Genomic DNA, 21,755 nt, shown 5'->3' on the forward strand with positions numbered 1-21,755 from the left:
CCCCTTTAAAATGAAATCTCTTGCTTAAGTTCTTCTACGACTTTTTCAGCAGGATCGTAATTAAAGATACGTATTAATCGGCCTTCAGGATTGAATAGGTAAAATGCTGCATTGTGCTCAAAACCATTCTTAATCGGGATGACAATGACACCCGCCTTCTTTAATAAGAAATCCAGTTCCTTTTGGTCAGGAACACGGACCATTTTCCAGTCGGCACCATCCGCTTCGTACATTTCACGGTGGTGTTCCAGTATCATCGGAGTATCCCGTGCGAGGTCGAAACTAATACTTAATAACTGCAATTTTTCACCCAAAATGTCAGGAGGAAGGCTTGAATAAATTTTATTAAAGTTGATTTCAACTAACGGACATACTTCTCCACATGAAGCATAAATAAAAGTGGCTAAAACGTATTTTCCTTTTAATGCAGAAAAGGTAAATGTTTTTCCCGTGCTATCCTCAAGTGTGACATTCGGAATTTGGGGGCGATTATTTAACACATCAATTCTACGTGCCTGTTCAGCGGTGAAGGCTTGAAAATGATCGGTTGTATAAAATAAAAAGCTAATGCCAAGGATTGTAATCCCCACCAACATCAAAATACTTTTTTTACCCATCTGTCGGTGTTCCAAAATCATCTGTATTGGTAACCTTCGAACCAATCTTACTGGAATAGTTAAGGAACCGGACAACGAATAAAAGGAACGTTAGCGTAACAGCTATCCCGAAGAGGGCAGCTACCACATCGGCAGGAATCCATTCCGGTAAATGCTCAGCCCATCTTCTTGGAGCGCTGGTTTTTCCAGAAAATAAGAAGGAACCTGTCAAACCTAGCAGGGTCAAAACAAAAAGCCATAATGTTAAAAAGTCGAATTTGCGATCAACTCGTCCGCCTTCCACTTTTGTGAGGTAGTACATGAATCCAAGAATCATCGAGCATGCTCCGATTCCCATGTACATATGGAAATGCCCTGGCACCCATTTTGTATTGTGCATCACGTGGTTGATTACAATCGTAGCATCGATGATCGCCGGGAAAACGCCAATTACCCAGCCGAAAATGGAAAGGAAGAGGAAGCTTGCTGCCACGTCCCATTTAATTCCGGAGCGGTAAATGATCATTAATGTTCCAACAGCTGTAACGGCTAAGGCTGGTATACCATTCAAATATGATAGAGCTTGCCCCATGATCAACATCCATTTTGGCATGACGGTGTCCATCAAAAGATGATGCGGGTAAACTAGAATTGTAAATAATGTTGAAAAATTCCAAGCAATTAAAAATATTTTATTGGATTTCCATGGCCTTCCAGTGTATCTTGGCAGTAATTCATAGACCACAATTACCCCCATGTAAATGGTGGAGTTGGCAAAAATATGACCGAATGAATAGGTTAAGTTTTTGGCAAGAAGAGGGTCGATCTTAAAGCTTGGCATGGCGAGGTTTATGAGGCTCATGACCAGGACGGAAGCCCCGGTAATGAGAGCAATGATGTCAACTATACATACCATGGTGCTGGCAACAATGGTTGGGGGTGGGCCAAAGCCATCTTTTCTCCCAAGTATTTGCGGCCAACCAAGTGATGCAGCTAAACTTCCGTATACTTTGATGATCGCACGGGCGGCTTCTAAGAAAAAAATCAAAAACGCTGTTCCAATCACTAACATACCGCCTAAATAAAGAGCAGCACCAGTTTTTCCCCACATGCCCCCTGAAATGGCAGGGAGGGGATACAAAAATGTCCAAGCACCAGCAAAATCAAAAGAGAAAATACTAACTAACACCATGGCAACGCCAACTAGGAAAAGAATAAGGTAGAGCTGAAAAACAGCCCTCTTTAAACGGACATATTGGCTTAAGAAATACCACATGATGGAGGAAACAGCGAGTGCGGCTGCTCCGATCATTCCGGTTCCATGAAGGGTCATAATCTTATAAAACAACCTGGTATCCAAGACAAGTAACTTTCCTTGGCTGAGGAGCATGAGAACGCCAACGATCATCATAAGCAGGACCAATGCTCCGCTTAAGGCTAGCGGAAAAACAACGATTCTTTTTGTCTTTGGATCGATATCAGCACGCAATGAATGCATCATTTGTTCAACCTCCCAAATTTATTCAGTAACGGTGATTTCACGTTTCATAATGTGATGGGCCAACCCACAATATTCCAGGCATAAAATGCTATATGTGCCGGGTTCCGTAAATTGATAATAAATAGTATTGGTGTATTCAGGCATCGCCTGCGTTTGGGCGACAATGTTCATCGCATTGTCATATAAACCAAAACCGTGATTAACATCTTTACTTGTGACGTGAAAGGCGATATAGTCACCAACCTTAAATTTATCCTGTGAGACTTCGAAGCTAAATTGCACGGCCGTAACATCAACATCGAGAGGAGTTCCGTTCGCTGCTGCCCTTTCAAAGGGTAAGTTTTTTAAGGTAACGTAGCTTGCGAGTAGAAATGTTGAGAATAAAATTAGGAACCAAATGTTGCGAATAAAGTAGCCTTTTTTCTGAATGCCTGAGTAGTCTTTTTTATTGCCGGAATTGAGTAGAACGAAGAGGAAAATAACCATCACAAAAGCACTAGTAAGCAGCGTAATGACCCAGGATGCTTGTTGATACATAAACCAATCCCCCTTATTTAAATCAATGCTTTCCTTTACACTAAGGCAGAGATGGAGAAAAAGCAGGAGTCTGAGAAAATCATACAAAACAAAATTTAAAATTACCGTTAAAAATATCACATTTTTCTAAATATTTTTACTTTTTGTTGGATGGAAATCTCTTGTTAAAACTAATTAAATTAGTTAAAATATTAATAATAATAGTTTTGTGGTTTGAGTAAGTGAAAAAACCAAAGGAACGGGGGATTTTGTAAATGAGCATGCTTGCCGGTCTGCAGTTATTTAATGTTGCATTGCGATTTTTATTAGAACTTTGTTCTCTTTTCGCAGTGGGCTATTGGGGGTATAACACAGGAGACAGTCGTGTTGTTCAATGGATTCTCACGGTTGGAGGTCCTTTAGTTATGGCTGTTATATGGGGATTGATGGGATCCCCAAAAGCCCCGATAAAATTATCTGAACCTTTTCATTTTATCTTGGAAATCATTGTGTTTGGCCTGCCGGTCTTATTGCTTGCTCTGCTTGGAAAAGATGAGATTGCTTGGTTCCTAGGGATTGTTGTGGTTATAAATAAAATTTTAATGATTGTATGGAAACAATAATGGGGGAGAGGTATATCCTTCTTTTTTAAAATGGAAATGATAAGGCTAATTTATAATGAGTAATAAATAAACCTTCCAATCATGTGGATTGGAAGGTTTATTTAAGGTTCTGCTCCAAGAAAAATTCAGTCATCTCTTTTCGTATCTGAGAAATATGTTTTTCCATAAGCTGTTTGGCAAGAAGGGAATCTCCTGTGGCGATGGCTATATAAATTTGTTTATGTTCATCAAACGTATCTTCTACACTTTCGGAATCAGTCAAACGCAGTTTTCGTGTAGCCCGAATCGTATCTTCCATCCGTTCGCTAAGGGACTGAATCAACTGTAAAAAAATAGAATTATGGGAAGCGCGGACAATATTCTTATGGAAATTGACATCTGCTTGAAGCCCAAGTTCCACATCATCATTGGAATTTCTCATTAATTCCAGTGAATCAAGGATTTGCTCCAGGTCATCGGTTGTGGCTCTTTGTGATGCCAAAAAGGCACATTCTACCTCCAAAACGCGGCGTAGCTCAAGCATTTCAAATATTAATTTTTTTTTATTATTTACGATAGAGAAGGAAAAATCACTCTTTGTATCTGGTATAGGGTCTGCTTTTAAGAAGGTCCCACTGCCTTGTCTAATTTCAATAAAGCCCTCAATCTCCAGCTTCCGCAATGCCTCTCTTACCGATGTCCGGCTGATATTAAAAAGACTCGCGAGTTCTCTCTCCGTTGGCAGCTTTTCTCCTGGAGGAAGTTTTCCATTTAAAAAAGATTCTTTTATTTGATCAATGACCACTTCATATGCTTTTTTCCTTGGCAGCTGCATGTCTTTTTTCATTCCTCTCAATTTCACCAACCATCATAATATTATCATACAAAAATTTTTTCAACAGTTACAATTTTATAATTCAAAATGGTTGATTTTTTCAGACTATTCACTATAATAAATTAAAGGTTGGACCAATTTCAAGTGATTGAAAATTGGTATGACCTATTGTTTGGAATTTTAGAGGAATCAGGTGAAAGTAATGTTAACAAATGAAGAATTGGTAGCTTCGCTGAAAAGTGTGTTACCAGCTGAACAAGTATCCATCAATGAAACGATTAGAGAGCAGCATGGCAAGGATGAATCGTATCATACCCCAAGTATGCCGGATGTAGTTGTTTTTCCTGCTTCGACAGAAGAAGTAATCAAGATAATGAAACTGGCTAGTCAATACAAAGTACCGGTCGTGCCATTTGGAAGAGGAACCAGCTTAGAAGGTCACGTCATTCCATATGATCACGGAATTACGATAGATTTTTCTCTTATGAATAAGGTTTTAGAAGTAAGGGAAAATGATTTCCTCGTGAGAGTACAGCCGGGAGTTACGCGCACCCAATTAAATAAAGAACTCAAAAAATATGGGCTGTTTTTCTCCGTTGACCCGGGAGCGGATGCAACTTTAGGGGGTATGGCAGCAACGAATGCCAGCGGAACGACAGCAGTCAGATATGGAGTAATGCGCGACCAAGTCCGTGATTTAGAGGTTGTTCTTGCAGACGGCACGGTGATACATACGGGTAATTTAGCGGAAAAATCTTCATCCGGCCTGCATTTAAACGGATTGTTTGTCGGTTCTGAAGGAACGCTCGGCTGCTTCACTGAGTTAACGTTGCGTGTATACGGTATTCCGGAATATGTGATGGCAGCGCGCGCATCATTTCCGTCCGTCCAGGATGCCGTCTCGGCGGTGGTTAGCATTTTACAGGCTGGAATTCCTGTAGCACGAGTGGAGCTTGTCGACGAACCCTCTATGAAACAAGTAAACTTGTTTAACGATACGAATTATAAGGAACAGCCCACATTGTTTATGGAATTTCACGGAAATGAGGCAGGCTTAAAACAGGACGTGGAATTTATGAAGGAAATCGTCTCCGACTATCATTGTGAAGGCATTGAGTACGAAACCGATCAGGCTGCGTTAAACCAGCTATGGGAAGCCCGTCATAATTTGGCCTATGCCTTTATTCACGGTTATCCTGGTAAAAAAATGATGACAACAGATGTTTGTGTACCCATTTCAGATTTGGGAGCAGCCATTGATAACGCGAGAGAGGCTTTAAATAAATTAGATTTGCCAGGAGGAATCGTGGGGCATGTCGGCGATGGCAATTTTCATGCGCTCATCATGATTGATATGAATAACTCTGAAGAAATTAGAAAATCAGAAGAATTCAATGAAGTCATCGTGATTGATGCTCTTGAACGAGGCGGTACTTGTACTGGTGAGCATGGAGTCGGAGTAGGGAAGCAGAAATATCAGGAGCGGGAGCACGGACAAGCGCTGCAGGTGATGGAAAGAATCAAACTAGCACTGGACCCAGAAAACCTCTTGAATCCAAATAAACTAATCAAAGTAAAGAGGGAGTTAGTCTGATGAAAATAGTGGAATCTATTAGTTCGATTGCTGGAAAATATTTTGCCGTGTGGGTAATTTTAATTGCTACTATTGCATTTATTGCACCTGCTCCATTTTTAGTGTTCAAAGGTTATATTACGATTTTGTTGGGCGTAGTCATGTTCGGTATGGGTCTAACCTTAAAAGCAGTGGATTTTAAGCTTGTTATCACCAAACCAATCCCGGTTATTATCGGGGTATGTGCCCAATTTATTATCATGCCGGTTACCGCGTTTTTGATTGCCTATTTTATGAATTTACCTGCTGAATTGGCTGCTGGGCTTGTTCTTCTAGGATCCGTCCCAGGCGGAACGGCATCAAACGTCATGGTTTACCTAGCAAAAGGGAATGTTCCACTATCGATTACGATGACATCCATTTCCACACTTTTGGCACCAATCGCAACGCCAGCAATTTTCTTGTTGCTTGGCGGTAAATGGATGCCTGTTGATCCGATGGCGATGTTTATGTCAATCGTTCAAGTCATTATTTTTCCAATTATCTTAGGAATTGTGATTCGGAAATTCCTACCTGGAGTGGTAGAGAAATGTAACTCTGTGTTACCGTTGATTTCAGTTGTTGCGATTATCTTGATTGTATCTGCGGTTGTTTCGGGAAGTGCCGATAGTATCGCATCCGCTGGATTTTTAACCTTTGCTGCAGTCATGATACACAACGCATTTGGTTTGCTTCTTGGCTATTTAACTGGTCTTGTCTTGAAGCTTGATGAGGGGACCCGCAGGGCAATTTCAATCGAAGTCGGTATGCAAAACTCAGGATTGGGTGTGGCACTGGCAACTGCCCATTTTGGACCATTAGCCGCTATCCCAAGTGTTTGCGGCGCCGTTTGGCACAATATTACAGGTCCAATTCTAGCTACGTATTGGTCAAAGAGACCAGCAAATCAGGGGCAAATGAGCAGCGGTCAGGAACAGGAAAAGAAGGCTATTTAATGTAGGGAGGCACCTTTTGGTTTAGGTGTCTTTTTTTATTTTTTTAGCGGTTGGAAAGTATTTTGTTAAAAGTGGAAAGTAAAGTGGTTAGTTTGGGAAGTAAATGTTTCAAATTGGAAAGTAAAAGCCTTAATTCGGAAAGTATTTCTGCATATCCGGAAAATATTGGTGAAAAACGGCAAATTTAAAAACTGTTAGGCCTTTTGATACAATTAATAATTGTAATAAACTCAAGGAGGGAAATCCAAATGTCTCAACAACTTGAAAAGGCAACCTTCGCGGGCGGCTGCTTTTGGTGCATGGTATCGCCGTTTGATGAACAGCCTGGGATTAAAGAGGTCATATCTGGCTACACGGGCGGGCACAAGGAAAATCCCACTTATGATGATGTACGCTCGGATTCGGCCGGACACTATGAAGCAGTTCAAATTCAGTTTGACCCGTCAATCTTCCCCTATGAAAAATTGCTCCATATTTTTTGGCGGCAAATCGACCCGACTGATGCCGGTGGGCAATTCAGTGACAGAGGGGAGTCTTACAAGACGGCAATTTTTTATCATAATGATAAACAAAGGGAATTGGCTGAAGCATCAAAGGTTGAATTGGAAGTGAGCGGGCGTTTTCAGATGCCAATTGTAACCGAGATTCTGCCGGCAGGTCCGTTTTATCCGGCTGAGGATAAACACCAGAATTATTATAAGAAAATACCTTTTCACTATAATCATTATTTCGAAGCTTCAGGACGGGCTAAATTCATACGTGAAAATTGGAAAAGGCGGAAAAGTGACGAGGAGCTTAGGTTGGTATTAACGCCGCTTCAATACGAAGTAACAAAGAATAACGCAACCGAACCGCCATTTAAAAATGAGTATTGGGATTATATAGAGGATGGAATCTATGTTGATATCATTTCGGGAGAACCACTGTTCAGCTCGACAGATAAATATGATGCAGGCTGCGGCTGGCCTAGCTTTACAAGGCCATTACGGCGCATCGAGCTTGAAGAGAGGTTTGACACGTCCCACGGGTTAAGGCGAATTGAGGTTCGCGCGAAAACCTCGGATTCCCACTTAGGACACATATTCGATGATGGACCCGGCCCTGACCGAGCAAGGTATTGCATAAATTCCGCCGCCCTTCGGTTTGTTCCAAAGGAAAAGCTAGTAGAGGAAGGATACGGCGAGTTTAGGAAATTGTTTGATTAGGTATAATTTCAATTTTAATGCCACAGTACAAGCTGACTGTGGTATTTTTATATTAATAATAGGAAATTATTGGAGGAATAAGCTCTGAAATATTGGCTGATTTTTTTGGCGGACATTATGGTGAAGTATTTGGTCTGGCTTGTCCTTGCAGGAACAGTCTTTATCCCGAAACATAGCGGGGATAGGGAACTCATGGTAGTTATCTATTTTGTTGTTATCTTTTCCTTAATAGTCTCTTTTAAGCTGCTAAAGAAAAGCTCTAATAGATTTCTATTTTGGATATGGTTTTCGCTAATGGCTGCACAAAATGTCCTTTACCATATCTATTCAATAATTAGTTATAAAAACGACCTCACAGGATTTACAATTTTCAGATGGGATTATCTTCTATGGGAACTCGTGGTTCCATCATTGGTATTTATTGTACAGATCATTTTTTATGTAGTTCATGGAGTTTTGAAGAAATCTGACCGGATATGATATTGCTTGTGGAATAAAGTTTTCGGACGTTATGAGGGTAGTCATAACGTCCGAGTCAAAAAAGATGGTTAGTTCTTCAACCACATCTCCCTAACTGCATCTCTTTCACTATATAGTTCCGCATTAAATTTGAATTTTACCTTCCAAAAATCCTTTTCCCAACGTGAGTAGTCTTTTTCAAAGTAGGAGAGGGCCTCTAAAAGGGGAATAATTTCGCAGGCCTCAATTTCAATAACGTCATTCTTATGACACAAGGCATTGAAGCCATGCTCGATCGAAAGCAGGCAGTGGTCGAATCTTATGCAATAATAGGACAAATTTTCTTTTTCATAGCCAGGGATAATCTCTAATATTGGTTCACCAAGGAGCGGGTGGATCTCTTCCTTTGAATCAAATAGGATACGATCAAATGTTGATTTTTCCTCATCAAAAACCTCGAAAGTCATGCCATTCGACTGCTGCCACTCAAATAGTGTATGTAATATATTTTCATAGATTTCCGCAAAATGCTCCTTTACATAAGTCAAGGTATGATAATCCGCTTCTGTAAGGGAATTTGTGCTATCAACAAAGATGCGTAAGGAGAATACCTCACCATCAAAATGTTTAACATTAATCTGCCCTTCCCAACACCTATATTGATCAGAATAATTTATTCCTTCCATATAAACCTCCCAAAAAAAATTAATAGAAACCCTCTATCTTTTTATACTTCAAAATATTACCATTTTTCAAGAGTAAGGTTTATTCTTTATAAAAACATTGGTATCCTTAGAATGGTAGATTTGAATTTTCTCCCTCAACTGCCAAATTTATAAAACCTTAAGAAATTCTTAAGATTTATCCTGACTTGAATTTAAGATTTGCTGTTTACGATATAGACATGTTGAAGCAAGAAAGAAGGCGAGAGAATATGAACAATTATTTTGTGCTGGTAGTGGATGATGAAAAGGAAATTCGCGATGCCATCGAAATTTACCTCAAAAATGAAGGGATCATCGTCCTCAAGGCAAAGGATGGGATTGAGGCGCTCGAAATATTAAATGAACACACCGTTCACCTGATTATCCTTGATGTTATGATGCCTCGGCTTGATGGGATTTCCGCAACCTTTAAAATCCGCGAAAAACAAAATATCCCGATCATTATTTTAAGCGCGAAAAGTGAGGACACAGATAAGATTCTGGGGCTTCAGGTAGGGGCTGACGATTACGTCACAAAACCGTTCAACCCGATGGAGCTTGTCGCCCGCGTGAAATCCCAGCTGCGCAGGTATGTCACATTAGGTACATATGGCGGGATTAAAAAAGTAATCGATTTAAACGGTCTTACCCTAGACCAAGAAGCAAAAGAAGTGACGGTACATGGGGAGCCGGTCAAGCTGACGCCGATAGAGTATAAGATTGTCGAACTGTTAATGACCAATGCCGGCCGGGTCTTTTCCATAGATGAAATTTATGAGCGGGTGTGGAAGGAACCAGGCTACAATGCGGAAAATACAGTGGCTGTTCACATCCGGAAAATCCGTGAAAAAATTGAAATTGATCCGAAGAATCCAAGATTTTTAAAGGTGGTGTGGGGCATTGGCTACAAAATGGAAAAGTAGTGTTCTAATTTATCTCTGGGCATCCCTCTTAACATTTTCGCTAAGTGGAGTTTTAACCTTTTTTACAACGGGAACACAGTACATGAACAGAGACTTTTTTCATACACCAGAATTTCAAAGCGAGCTTGATCAATTCGCAGGATATTTAAGCATGTTTGAGTTAAACGAAACTACGCCTGAAGAGGCAAAAGCCGCGATCACCGTTACGCAAGACGATATAGATGAGCATCGCTTCCGCTATGGTGGTTTAGAACAGCAAAATTCCAACATCCGGGCACAATATGAATCTCGCATTCAAGATGCTCAAGCAGCGAAAAATGAAGAGGTAGCCAATGCCTTGATAAAGGAAAGAGATGCAAAAATAGAGGACATCAGCAACAATTTTGCCAGCGATGACTGGGTAAGGCCAAAGGTGGTCAAAGAAAAAGAAACGAAAATTGACGAGTATTTTAAGAAAAGAGACCAATTCAAGTATGATTTTTTAAGATACCAAAAAGAATTTACCTACTATTTTAAAGACCCGGAAACCGGAAAAGTTTATAGCAATCAAAATAATGATAATCAGCTTAAACAAAAAGATATGCTTTATTTAACCGATTTTAGCATATCAAATGATTACTTTATTCACTATGGTCCCGGTGGATTTGAGGACTTGGCCGATGTGTTAGGAGTCAACACAAGAAAAACACTTGAAGGCCAAATCGGAATTCCCAAAACCCTTTCTGCATCGTCCCCTCTGATGGAGCAGTACAAGGATTTTAAACGCAATCAGCTCATTATCCTGAGTTACTGCTTGGCAGGCATTTTTGGCTTGCTGTTAAGCCTTTATTTTTCAAAAAAAATGACGGCTGTAAATGCGCAAGTGGAAAGCTGGCGGCCTATCTATAATAAGCTTCCGATTGATATTAGAGTGGGCCTATTTCTGATCACCGCCCTATTGTCCATAATATTTATCTTTCTAGTCAATGACAATTTTTATAATATCTATAACAATCTTTATATATTAGCAAGCGAAATCGTATTCGCCTTGCTTGGGACAGCCATTTTTGTGGCTATCACCCATGTGCAGCGTAAATTTTTACAGATGGATCTGAAAAGTTGGACCAATGTGAAAGAAGAATGGAAGAAGAGTTTATCGGTAAAAACATGGCAGGGCGGCAAAAAGGTTTTCAAAAGCGTCCGTGCGGCCTTAGTCGAAGCGTTTCTTGATCAAAGCACAGGAACGCAGGTGTTCATTCTGCTTGCTGGGGTGTTTTTCATTGGTGCGGCGGCGTTGATGGTGGCGATGAATCCTATATTTGTTATCTTGTATATTTTTCTGTTAGCAGGCGCAGGGTTTCCACTTGGAATGTATTTGGTCAAAAAAGTGGGTTATTTTAATCGGATTGTCCAAAAAACAAATGAGCTGGCAGCTGGAAAACTTGGGGAGGACCTTGATGTAACCGGGAAATCCGTTTTGGCTACATTGGCAGGCAATATTAACGTCCTGAAGCAGGGGGTGAAGCACTCACAGTCCGAGCAGGCCAAGAGTGAACGATTAAAAACGGAACTTATTACCAACGTCAGCCATGATCTTAGGACGCCTCTGACCTCCATCATTACCTATACGGAATTATTAAAGGGAAATGATGTATCGGAGGAGGAAAAATCAGCATACCTGGAAATAATTGACCGAAAATCAAAGCGATTAAAGGTGCTGATCGATGACTTGTTTGAGGTTTCAAAAATGGCAAGCGGCAGTGTTGAGTTGGTAAAGGAAAAAGTGGATCTCGACCAGCTATTGCAGCAGGCCCTCGCAGAATATGATGAAACGATTCGTTCATCCAGCCTGCAATTCCGGGTTAACCAAGCAGGGCAGCCGATTTATGCCCTTGTCGACGGCCAGAAGCTGTGGAGAGTTTTTGATAATTTAATTGGCAATATCCTGAAATATTCGCATGAAAATACTCGTGTCTATATATCTATTAAAACTGTGGAACACCAAGCCCTCATCACGTTTAAAAATGTCTCCAAATATGAACTGAGCGATAATGTCGATGAGTTGTATGAACGCTTCAAGCGCGGCGATACCTCCCGCCATACCGACGGGTCTGGACTCGGTCTTGCCATTGTCAAATCAATTATCGACCTGCATGATGGGAAATTGGATATTGAAGCAGACGGCGATTTATTTAAGGTGATTATTACTTTGCGGCTTGCGGATTAAACGCAGGAAAAAAATATCGTTAGAAAGGGAAAGGGAGATGGAACTTGATTTCACAGAGCTTTATTCGCTTTATTATAAACGGTTGTTTGTGATTAGCTATTCCATTACGAGGGACCGGTTTCACGCCGAAGATGTCGTTCAAGAAACGTTCATTAAAGCGTTGAATAAGGCGGGAACGATTGAGGAGCAAGGGAAAATGGGAGCTTGGCTAGCGGTGATTGCAGCCAGAACTGCCATTGATTTTATCAGACGAGAGAAAAGAAAAAAAGCTGTCCCTTTTGAACACGATTTTCTGGAACTGATGGGCAAAGAAACAAAACAGAATGTAGAGCAGGAAGTAGAGACAGGTTTGCTTTTTGAAGAGATCAATGAGGCAATTGGGACACTGCCATATGAGCAGCAGGAGTTACTGATGCTTAAGTTCACAAAAGGTTTAAAAGAAGAGGAAATCGCAAATATACTCCAATTGAACCCTAATACGGTAAAAACAAAGATCTACCGGGTCAGAAAAAAACTTAAGCTATTGGTTTTTGAAACGAAAATTGCATAAATTAATGCCGCTGTCGATGATGGCGGTGTTTTTTTTGCCTAAAAGTTTGATAGTTCTCAACAGTATAATAACCCCAAGTTTCTGTAGCAAAAAGGAAATTATGGAATCAAATAGAATAATAATATTAACATTTAAAGCACAATTTTTATATAAAATTAGTTATCTGAAAAATCTTGCTATTTTAATTTTGTGATGATAAAATAAAGCCATGAACAATATGAAACGAGGTTTTGTAATAAGCAACAAAAATTAACCAGACAAGGGGTGATTTGTTTGGAGATAAAAAAAGGACAGATTTGTGGCCAAAGAATATCACAAAGGCTGGAGGAATTAGCTGAAATCTCTGAAACAAAAAATGGGGTAACGAGACTATCATTTACAAAAGAGTTTCAAAGAGGCCAAGATTTGGTGAAAAAATGGATGAGTGATGCCGGCATGAAGGTTCGTGTCGACAATGTCAATAATATAATTGGCCGCTACGAAGGTGCAAAACCAAACGCACCAGCGTTAATGATTGGTTCCCATCTTGATACCGTTATTAACGGTGGAAAATATGACGGGATGTTAGGTGTTATTGCCGGAATCGAAATTGTTCAGGTACTTTATGAAAATGACACACGGCTGGACCACCCAATCGAGGTCATCGGCTTTAGCGATGAAGAGGGGGTCAGATTTCACTCCACCTTCCTTGGAAGCAAAGCCATCGCCGGAACCTTTTCTCCACAAACATTAGAGCTTACAGATGAAACAGGTATCACCCTGGCAAGTTCTCTTGAGGAATTGGGCTTAGAACCGTATCAATACAAATCAGCCGCAAGACATGAAAATGATGTTCTTGGTTACATAGAACTTCATATTGAACAAGGACCTGTACTAGAAAAAGAAGGCCTTCCATGTGGAGTGGTAACTGGAATAGCCGGTGCCTCCAGGTTTTCTTTTAAAGTTACCGGTTTTGCTGGTCATGCGGGAACCGTGCCCCTCGACCTTCGCAGGGATGCTCTTTCTGGAGCGGCAGAAATCATTTTAGCAATAGAAAAATTAGCTAAAGAAAACGCGCCGATTGTCGCAACTGTCGGAAAGCTTCAGGTAAATCCGGGGGCAAGCAATGTCATCCCAGGGGAAGTGACAGGAACGCTTGATATTCGTGATACCGATGCAGTCCGAAAATCAAGGGTGATTGACGAAATTCTTCATGCCGCGAACACCATCTGCCAGAAACGCAATCTCTCTTTCCAGGTTGAAAAAATAATGGAAACCGACCCTACACTATGTGACGCAAACATTATCGCTGCCATTGAATCGTCTATTCTCTCAAATGGGATGAGGACCATTTCTTTAATAAGCGGAGCAGGTCATGACGCCATGGCGATGGCAGATCTTACAAAGGTAGGAATGATATTCGTCCGCTGCAAAGAAGGAATCAGCCATAACCCTGCTGAATTCGCAGCCGTAAAAGACATTGAAATGGGTGCCAAAGTCTTGCTGGATACTGTGATCCAATTAACAGTTAAAAATTCAAATATGGAAAAGGAGAAAGTAAATTGAAAACAAACACATTAAGTGCAGAGAAGCAGCAATTAATCAATTATATTGAGGAAAACCAGGCTGAACTAATTAAGTTTTTGCAAGAGCTTGTTTCAATCCCTTCCGATAATCCCCCAGGAGATTGCCAAGCAATTGCTGAACATATCTATAAGCGCCTTGATGGCTTTGGATTGGAAAACGTATCACTTAATGAAGTAGAAGAAGAAAAAGTGAAGGCAGTTGGAATGATTAGAGCATCCAATGTGGTCGCATACTCCACGTTCGGAAGCGGCGAAGGTCCTGAAATTACCCTAAATTCTCATGGTGACGTAGTGCCACCGGGACTTGGCTGGACCCAAGATCCGTACGGCGGTAACGTGGTCGATGGAAAAATGTATGGCCGTGGCGTTGCTGTGTCAAAATCGGACATTGCTTCCTATACATTTGCTGTTCTAGCTTTAAGAAAGCTGCAGACTAACCTAAAGGGCAAAATTTCTCTTGCGTTCACTTTCGATGAAGAAACTGGCGGTGACATTGGGCCAAAATGGCTGCTTGATAAAGGACTAATTAACCCGGATATGGCAATTTGCCCAGGATTCACTTATTCGTTGGTGAATGCCCATAACGGCTGTCTTCATCTGGAAGTGAAATTGAAGGGGAAATCTGCCCATGCTGCTGAACCGCAATATGGCCACGACGCCCTTGAAGCCATGACCGGCGTATTAAGTGCATTATACGAATACAGAAAAGGTTTTTCAAAAATTAAATCAAATGTCCCTGGAATCGATTCTCCTAATCTCGTAGTAGGGTTAATTTCTGGCGGCATTAATACAAACGTGGTACCAGATGAGGCGACCATCCGCATTGACAGACGGCTTATTCCAGAGGAAAATCCTCAGGTTGCTGAGCTTGAAATTCGTAACGTCATCGCTGAAGCACTGGAAAGCTATGCAGGGGTGGAGGCATACATCAACCAAATTCTGCTGGCGCGCGCTTTCGGGCCGGTCCCAGTTGATTCTCCTTTAGTACAATCAATTTCTACTAACTGGACAACAATTATGGGTGGAGAACTGCCGGTGAACGGAGTGCCATTATATACGGATGCCCGTCATTTTTATGAAGCAGGCATTCCTGTCGTCCTCTTTGGAGCCGGTCCGCGTACACTCCTTGAGGCTAATGGACATCGTGCTGACGAGCATATTAAAGTGGACGATCTGTTAAAATCGACCAAAATTGTCACATTAGCTTTATATGATTTATTAACTCAACAATAATAGGGATATTGAAAGGGTATTCTTCATTTGAGAATATCCTTTCTTCGTTTAAAAATATAGTGATATAATGAGAACAGAATAGATTCTATGAAAAGTACAGCATTTGATTCTCCTTATAAATATTAATAGCAAAGATAGAGGGGTCGGAACATGGTACAATCAATTGATAGAGCCTTAACCATTGTTAACTATGTCAGTTCACAGAAGGGCGGTTTAGGTGTAACGGAGCTGGCCGAAAAATTAGGATTAAATAAAAGTTCTATATTTCGGATTTTAGCCACCCTTGCCTCCCACGGCTACATTGAACAGGACCCAGATACGAAGAAATATAAATTAGGTTATAAATATTTGGAATTGAGCGCCAAGCTGTTAGATTCCATTGATATCCGAAAAGAAGCAAAGCCATTTTTGCAAGAATTGGTAGATCTATCAAATGAAGTGATTCATTTAATCATTTATTCACAAAAAGAAGCGGTCTATATTGAAAAATTAGAGGGCAGTGAAACATTGCGAATGCACTCGCAGGTTGGCAGACGTGTTCCTATGCATTGCACCAGTGCTGGGAAAGTTTTATTGGCATATTTGCCGACTGAAGAGGTCATGGATATGATCGAGGAAAAAGGGCTGCCAAAACACACAGACAACACGATAACGGACCAAGACGAATTATTGGATATTCTGGAAAAAATCCGTAAAAAGGGCTATGGGGTAGAGCGGGAAGAAAATGAACCCGGTGTTACTTGTATGGCTGCGCCAATCTTTAATCATCTTGGAAATGTGATTGGTGCCGTAAGTATTTCCGGTCCTTCCATGAGAATGACGGAAGCTAGGCTGGATGAACTAAAGGACAAGTTAATTGAAGTCGGTTCATCGATTTCAAGACGCCTTGGGTATAAAGGAGAATAAGTGAAAAAAAGACATGACTCCAGGCGAGCATGTCTTTTTACATAAACGTGACAAGACATGGTTTTGCGAGAAACATGACTTTTTTTGTCGAAAGAATAATTAGAAAATTCATAAAAGGGCTATTGAAAACATTTGAAAGCGATGTTATGATTTCTTTAAATAAAACATATTGGAAACGCAGTTTCATAATAAGCAACATTAAGTTGAGATGTGTTAAAATAATTAATTGCTCTTTTTTTTAAGTATTAACAGAAACGGCGTTTCTCAATAAGCAACAAACAGGAGGAGCGGCCCAAAAAAGATGGCATAATTATTTTTTTGCACATTAAAAGAAACTGTGTTTCATAATAAGCAACAAAGGAGGAAGGAATAATGCAGCTTGAATCTAACCGTAAAGAATATTTACAGGAATTAACGAAAACAATCCGCCGTCATATCGTCAAAATGACCCATCATGCGGGTAGTGGACATCCAGGTGGATCTTTATCAGCAACCGAATTATTAACAGATTTATTTTTTGAACATATGAATGTCGACCCAAATGAGCCTGATTGGGGGGAAAGGGATGTATTCTTCTTATCCAAGGGGCACTGCACACCAGTTTATTATTCGGTTTTGGCCGAAAAAGGGTTCTTCCCAGTTGAAGAACTGATGACCTTCCGAGATGTGGACGGCCGCCTTCATGGCCACCCATGCGGTGAGCATATCCCAGGGGTCGATGCATCATCTGGTTCACTAGGGCAGGGGCTGTCATTAGCGAACGGAGTAGCAATGGCTGCCAAACTTGATGGCAAGCCAAGAAGAGCCTACGTGATGATTGGTGATGGCGAGTCACAGGAAGGGCAAGTTTGGGAAGCAGCAATGACAACAGCCCACTTTAATTTGGATAATGTTTGCGCGATTATCGACTGGAACAAAATCCAGCTGGATGATTACGTAGAAAACATAAAAGGCATGAAGGATTTCAAAGCCAAGTGGGAAGCATTCGGCTGGCATGTGATCGAAATTGACGGTCATAACCTTGAAGACGTCCATTCAGCGTTCGAACAGGCGAAGACGGTGAAAGGAAAGCCGACGGCCATTCTGGCGCACACGGTGAAGGGAAAAGGAATCTCATTTATGGAGAATACCCACAAGTGGCACGGGTTGGCTCCAAATGATGAGGAACTAGAATTGGCACTAAAGGAGTTGGTTTAAATGGCAATACAAAAAGCACCACGCGAAGGCTTTAGCGAAGCATTAATAAGACTTGGACATCAACATGAAGATTTGGTTGTACTTGATGCAGACTGTGCTAAATCCAATATGACAAATTTTTTCAAGGATCAATTTCCAAACCGATTCTTTAATGTCGGGATATCTGAATGCGACTTAGTCGGGACGGCAGCTGGATTGGCCATTGGTGGGAAAATCCCCTTTGCCAATGCTTACGCCAACTTTTTAACAGGCCGTGCCTATGACCAAATGCGGATTTCAGTATGTTACTCGAACAATAATGTGAAAATTGTCGGCCATAATGCTGGAACATCGGCTGCACAGGAAGGAGCGACACACCTGCCGCTTGAAGATATTTCGCTTATGCGGTCCTTACCAAGAATGACGGTGATTGTTCCAGCTGATTCCCTGGAAATGGAAAAGGCGGTAGAAGCAGCATATTACCATGAAGGTCCGGTTTACTTACGGGTTGGGAAGCTGCCTGTTCCAATTGTAACGAAAAAAGAAGACCGTTTCCAAATCGGAAAAGCAATAAAATACCGTGACGGGAACGATGTTACTTTAATCAGTACAGGAATCATGCTAGATGAAACTTTTAAGGCAGCCGAAGCGCTTGGCAAAAAAGGGATACAAGCAGATGTCCTGCACATCCACACGATTAAACCAATAGATGTTGAAGCGATTGCGACCTCTGCTACTAAGACAAAGAGGGTCGTAACAATAGAAGAGCATTCTATAATCGGCGGATTAGGAAGCGCTGTGGCGGAGGTCCTTTCCGAACATTGCCCAGTGCCATTAAAACGGATTGGCACACAGGACCGCTTCGGAGTATCCGGTAAAATGCATGAGCTTTTGGATTTCTTCGAACTAAGAGCAGCGCGCATTACTGCAACTGCGGAAAAACTGGTCGATTCAGCATTAATCAAATAGACCTAGGAGGTGGCGTCGGCCTTGACAACCAAAACCGATATGATTTTTCAAGAAATAATCAGCAATTCTTCCACCTTACAGGGGGACACCCCGTTAAGGAAGACCATCTTTTCCAAGCTGAAAGAATTAAATCATAAGCTAATTGTTCTAGATGATGACCCAACAGGAGTCCAGACAGTCCATGATGTTTCCGTTATCACAGATTGGGATAAACGCTGGATTCGTAAAGGCCTCGAGGAGGATACACAAGTTCTCTATATTTTAACGAATACAAGAAGCTATGAGCCTGAAAAAGCCGCCAGAATCAATACAGAAATTATTGAAAACTTAGCGGTGGTGTCTAAGGAATTGAATGTATCCTTCACGATCATCAGCCGGAGCGACTCAACTTTACGCGGCCATTATCCATTAGAAATTTCCGTTTTGGAAAAAGCACTGACCGAAAAGCTGGACTGGAACATTGATGGGCACCTTATCATACCAGCCTTTTTCGAAGGGAATCGATATACAGTCGATAATACTCATTATCTTTTGGTCAATCAAAATCTGGTTCCGGTGAACAATACAGAATTCGCCAAGGATGCAGTATTTGGCTACTCAACCGCATATCTGCCGGATTATGTACAGGAGAAATCGGAAGGACAGTTTACTTCGGACCAGGTATTATCCATTTCCATTGAAGATATTCGCTGCGGCGGTGTCGATCAAGTTTTTTCAATTTTAGATAAAGCTTCCGGCAATGTGCCAATTGTGGTGAACGCCATCAATTATCAGGATTTGGATGTCGTTTCTCTGGCGCTGTTAAAGGCCATTGAAGGAGGGAAGCACTTCCTGTTTAGGACCGCCGCCTCCTTAGTAAAGTCATTAGGTGGGTTTTCCCATAAACCATATCTTGAAGCAAAGGAAATGGCTCGAGGATCTGACGGTAAGAATTTTGGCGGATTACTGGTAGTAGGCTCCCATACTAAATTGACAACAGAGCAGCTTTCCGACTTAGTTTCGGAGGTTCATATAAGACCAATTGAATTGAATGTGGAAATGATTTTAGAAAAGAACCAAAGACAAGGAGAAATTGAAAGGGCCGCCAAATTACTAGAAGCCTCCATTAAAAATGGTGCCAATACAGTACTCTACACAAGCAGAACTGTTATCAAAGCGGTAAGCAAGGAGGAGAATTTACAGTATAGTCAGATCATCTCCCAAGCTCTGGTAGAATTAGTCCACTCCTTAACAGTAAAACCAAAATTCATTATGGCAAAAGGGGGGATCACCTCCAGTGATATTGCTACGAGCGGTTTAGGAATTAAGAAGGCTAAAATACTCGGCCAGGCGGCTGCAGGGGTTCCTGTTTTACTCACAGGAGAAGAAGCGAGAATTAAAAATACAACTTATATTGTGTTTCCAGGGAATGTAGGTCAGAAAAATACGATTACGGAAATATTTAAAAAAATAGACAGTGAACTGGGGGATTAACATGGCAAAACAAAAAATGACCGCTGCTGAAGCAATTGCAGCTTATCTAGTTCGAAAAGGCGTGGATCAATTATATGGTGTACCAGGGGCTGCAATTCTTCCATTGTATGATGCGATTCGTGAGAAGACAAACATAAAATCTTATGTTGTCCGTCACGAGCAAACAGCAGCGTTTATGGCAGACGGCTATTCTCGGGCAACTGGCAAGGTTGGTGTATGTGCGGCCACTTCTGGTCCTGGGGGAACAAACTTCCTGACTGGACTATATGGAGCATGGATGGATTCCATCCCAATGATCGCATTTACAGGACAGCAAAAATCTACACTTATTGGAACAATGCAGTTCCAGGAAGCGCCAATTTGCGAAATGGCGAAGCCGGTCTGTAAAGCAGTCTACCAATTAACAGACGGCAAAGACGCAGCAAAAATGATTCATGAAGCATGGACCACTGCAACAACCGGAAGAAAGGGTCCGGTCTTAATTGACCTTCCTATCAATACGCAAAAGGTTGAACTTGAAGTGGATTGGGATAAGTTTGTGGATGAGCCAGAGGTACTGCCTTCTGCATCTAAGGAGGAACTCTATGAAGTTCTAAACCTATTAAAGGATGCCAAAAAACCTGTTCTTATTTCCGGAGGCGGAGTAAACCTTGCAAATGCCACGGAAGAGTTAAAGGAACTGGCAGAAACCTTGCAAATCCCTGTAGTTACAACTGGTATGGGAATGGATACTTTCCCGAACGATCATCCGCTGTTTGCCGGAAGAATGGGTACAATGCTAGATACACCATACGGAAATATGACCATCTTAAATTCGGATCTGATCATTAATTTAGGCGGCCGTTTTGCAGACCGCAGCACCGGCACAGTGGATATTTTTAAGCGCGATGCAAAAATTATCCACATTAACCTGGATCCTAAAGAACTTGGCAAAACCGTACAGACGGAGCTTGGAATCGTTTCCGATGTGAAATCCTTCATGGCGGGCTTATCTGAGGTTTATAAATCTTTGGATGTGGGCATCGCGGCAGCGGTTGAACCAGGCATTAAGAAGCTTGATTTATCCGAGGAAAGAAAGAAGTATGCTCGTAAACAAGATTATGATACACTTCCGATTCGTCCGGAACGCGCCCTGAAAGAGCTTCGCGAATTCTTAGACCGTGATGCTTTTGCATCTCATGACTGCGGAATCAGCCAAATTTGGTCCTGTCAGTTGTTTGAAACTTATGTTCCACGCAGCTATTTATTAACAGGCGGCGCAGGTACGATGGGCTGGGGATTAGGGGCTGCTATGGCAGCGAAGCTTGCCTTCCCGGAGCGTCAAAGTGTCAATATTCTTGGCGACGGAAGTCTTGGAATGTCCCTGCAGGATCTGGCCACTGCCGCTAAGCATGAAATTCCGGTAATCGTTTTCGTTATGAATAATTCATTACTTGGATTGATTCGCCAGCAACAAAATTGGTTTTATGATGAGCGTGATATCTCTACAGACCTGATTTACAAAAATGAACTTTGCGACAATGAAGAGCGCGGTATTGATTTTGTGAAAACCGCTGCTGGAATGGGCGTCCGCGGGGAACTTGTTACCCACTATGATGACATTAAACCAGCATTGCAGCGAGCGGTGGACAGCGGCAAACCATACCTGATTGAAGTGGTTGTCGACCCAACGGCAGTTTGCGGGTTCTCTAATAACGGTAGTTTAACTGGCTTTGAATATTCTAACAAATAATCAATCTATTAAAAAAGGAAAAAAGAGCAGCGGTCT

The 21,755-nt window shown here is 41.5% G+C and carries 19 protein-coding genes; 14 read left to right on the plus strand and 5 right to left on the minus strand.

The annotated features are described in order from the left end of the window. Positions 1–5 precede the first annotated feature (5 nt). The 3 genes from V5M37_RS12425 to V5M37_RS12435 are packed head-to-tail and all read right to left on the minus strand — an operon-like array spanning position 6 to position 2,634. Positions 6–617, minus strand: coding sequence for an SCO family protein (locus V5M37_RS12425; RefSeq protein WP_423802197.1), 612 nt, complete (start codon positions 615–617; stop codon positions 6–8). Next, entirely contained in the window at positions 610–2,094 is a 1,485-nt protein-coding gene (locus V5M37_RS12430; protein WP_423802617.1) for a cbb3-type cytochrome c oxidase subunit I, read from the minus strand. The genes V5M37_RS12425 and V5M37_RS12430 overlap by 8 nt, the downstream gene beginning before the upstream one ends. A 21-nt stretch (positions 2,095–2,115) precedes the next feature. Next, the gene (locus V5M37_RS12435) at positions 2,116–2,634 is read right to left on the minus strand and encodes a cytochrome C oxidase subunit II (RefSeq protein ID WP_423802198.1); all 519 of its coding nucleotides are present in this window, start codon (positions 2,632–2,634) and stop codon (positions 2,116–2,118) included. A gap of 254 nt (positions 2,635–2,888) precedes the next feature. Here V5M37_RS12435 and V5M37_RS12440 point away from each other — a divergent pair, with 254 nt between their 5' ends. Beyond that, a complete protein-coding gene (locus tag V5M37_RS12440) occupies positions 2,889–3,236 on the plus strand; it encodes a YrdB family protein (protein ID WP_423802199.1) in 348 nt (115 codons plus the stop codon). Between the two features lie 97 nt (positions 3,237–3,333). Here the strand turns inward: V5M37_RS12440 and V5M37_RS12445 are convergent, their stop codons facing one another. Further along, positions 3,334–4,062, minus strand: coding sequence for a FadR/GntR family transcriptional regulator (locus V5M37_RS12445; RefSeq protein WP_423802200.1), 729 nt, complete (start codon positions 4,060–4,062; stop codon positions 3,334–3,336). 190 nt (positions 4,063–4,252) lie between these two features. Between V5M37_RS12445 and V5M37_RS12450 the strand changes: the two genes are divergently transcribed. The 3 genes from V5M37_RS12450 to msrA all read left to right on the plus strand — a co-directional run bounded on the left by V5M37_RS12450 (position 4,253) and on the right by msrA (position 7,823). Beyond that, complete coding sequence (locus V5M37_RS12450) at positions 4,253–5,644, plus strand: FAD-binding oxidoreductase (protein WP_423802618.1); 1,392 nt, start codon at positions 4,253–4,255, stop codon at positions 5,642–5,644. After that, positions 5,644–6,618, plus strand: coding sequence for a bile acid:sodium symporter family protein (locus V5M37_RS12455; RefSeq protein WP_423802201.1), 975 nt, complete (start codon positions 5,644–5,646; stop codon positions 6,616–6,618). The genes V5M37_RS12450 and V5M37_RS12455 overlap by 1 nt, the downstream gene beginning before the upstream one ends. 248 nt (positions 6,619–6,866) lie before the next feature. Next, positions 6,867–7,823 carry a peptide-methionine (S)-S-oxide reductase MsrA gene (gene msrA, locus V5M37_RS12460; protein ID WP_423802202.1) on the plus strand — a complete coding sequence of 319 codons (957 nt, stop codon included), beginning with the start codon at positions 6,867–6,869 and terminating at the stop codon, positions 7,821–7,823. A gap of 548 nt (positions 7,824–8,371) precedes the next feature. Here the strand turns inward: msrA and V5M37_RS12465 are convergent. Beyond that, entirely contained in the window at positions 8,372–8,968 is a 597-nt protein-coding gene (locus V5M37_RS12465; RefSeq protein WP_423802203.1) for a hypothetical protein, read from the minus strand. 248 nt (positions 8,969–9,216) lie between these two features. Here V5M37_RS12465 and V5M37_RS12470 point away from each other — a divergent pair, with 248 nt between their 5' ends. The 10 genes from V5M37_RS12470 to V5M37_RS12515 all read left to right on the plus strand — a co-directional run bounded on the left by V5M37_RS12470 (position 9,217) and on the right by V5M37_RS12515 (position 21,719). Next, positions 9,217–9,909, plus strand: coding sequence for a response regulator transcription factor (locus tag V5M37_RS12470; protein ID WP_213140222.1), 693 nt, complete (start codon positions 9,217–9,219; stop codon positions 9,907–9,909). Then, positions 9,887–12,115, plus strand: a complete 2,229-nt coding sequence (locus V5M37_RS12475; RefSeq protein WP_423802204.1) for a sensor histidine kinase — start codon at positions 9,887–9,889, stop codon at positions 12,113–12,115. The genes V5M37_RS12470 and V5M37_RS12475 overlap by 23 nt, the downstream gene beginning before the upstream one ends. Positions 12,116–12,152: 37 nt before the next feature. Further along, positions 12,153–12,665: an RNA polymerase sigma factor gene (locus V5M37_RS12480; RefSeq protein ID WP_423802205.1), complete on the plus strand. Its 513-nt coding sequence runs from the start codon at positions 12,153–12,155 to the stop codon at positions 12,663–12,665. 273 nt (positions 12,666–12,938) lie between these two features. Beyond that, the gene (locus tag V5M37_RS12485; protein WP_423802206.1) at positions 12,939–14,210 is read left to right on the plus strand and encodes an allantoate amidohydrolase; all 1,272 of its coding nucleotides are present in this window, start codon (positions 12,939–12,941) and stop codon (positions 14,208–14,210) included. Continuing rightward, entirely contained in the window at positions 14,207–15,463 is a 1,257-nt protein-coding gene (locus tag V5M37_RS12490) for an ArgE/DapE family deacylase (protein ID WP_423802207.1), read from the plus strand. The genes V5M37_RS12485 and V5M37_RS12490 overlap by 4 nt, the downstream gene beginning before the upstream one ends. Before the next feature lie 150 nt (positions 15,464–15,613). Continuing rightward, positions 15,614–16,369, plus strand: a complete 756-nt coding sequence (locus V5M37_RS12495; RefSeq protein ID WP_213140218.1) for an IclR family transcriptional regulator — start codon at positions 15,614–15,616, stop codon at positions 16,367–16,369. Between the two features lie 372 nt (positions 16,370–16,741). After that, positions 16,742–17,566 (plus strand): transketolase, encoded by an 825-nt coding sequence (locus tag V5M37_RS12500; RefSeq protein ID WP_423802208.1) that lies wholly within the window; start codon positions 16,742–16,744, stop codon positions 17,564–17,566. Then, positions 17,567–18,514 (plus strand): transketolase family protein, encoded by a 948-nt coding sequence (locus tag V5M37_RS12505; protein ID WP_423802209.1) that lies wholly within the window; start codon positions 17,567–17,569, stop codon positions 18,512–18,514. A gap of 21 nt (positions 18,515–18,535) precedes the next feature. After that, positions 18,536–19,987, plus strand: coding sequence for a four-carbon acid sugar kinase family protein (locus V5M37_RS12510; protein WP_423802210.1), 1,452 nt, complete (start codon positions 18,536–18,538; stop codon positions 19,985–19,987). Between the two features lies 1 nt (position 19,988). Further along, a complete protein-coding gene (locus tag V5M37_RS12515; RefSeq protein ID WP_423802211.1) occupies positions 19,989–21,719 on the plus strand; it encodes a thiamine pyrophosphate-binding protein in 1,731 nt (576 codons plus the stop codon). Positions 21,720–21,755: the final 36 nt, after the last annotated feature.

Source organism: Neobacillus sp. SAB-20_R2A (assembly GCF_049568635.1).
In the GTDB taxonomy this organism is placed as follows: Bacteria; Bacillota; Bacilli; order Bacillales; family Cytobacillaceae; genus Neobacillus; species Neobacillus citreus.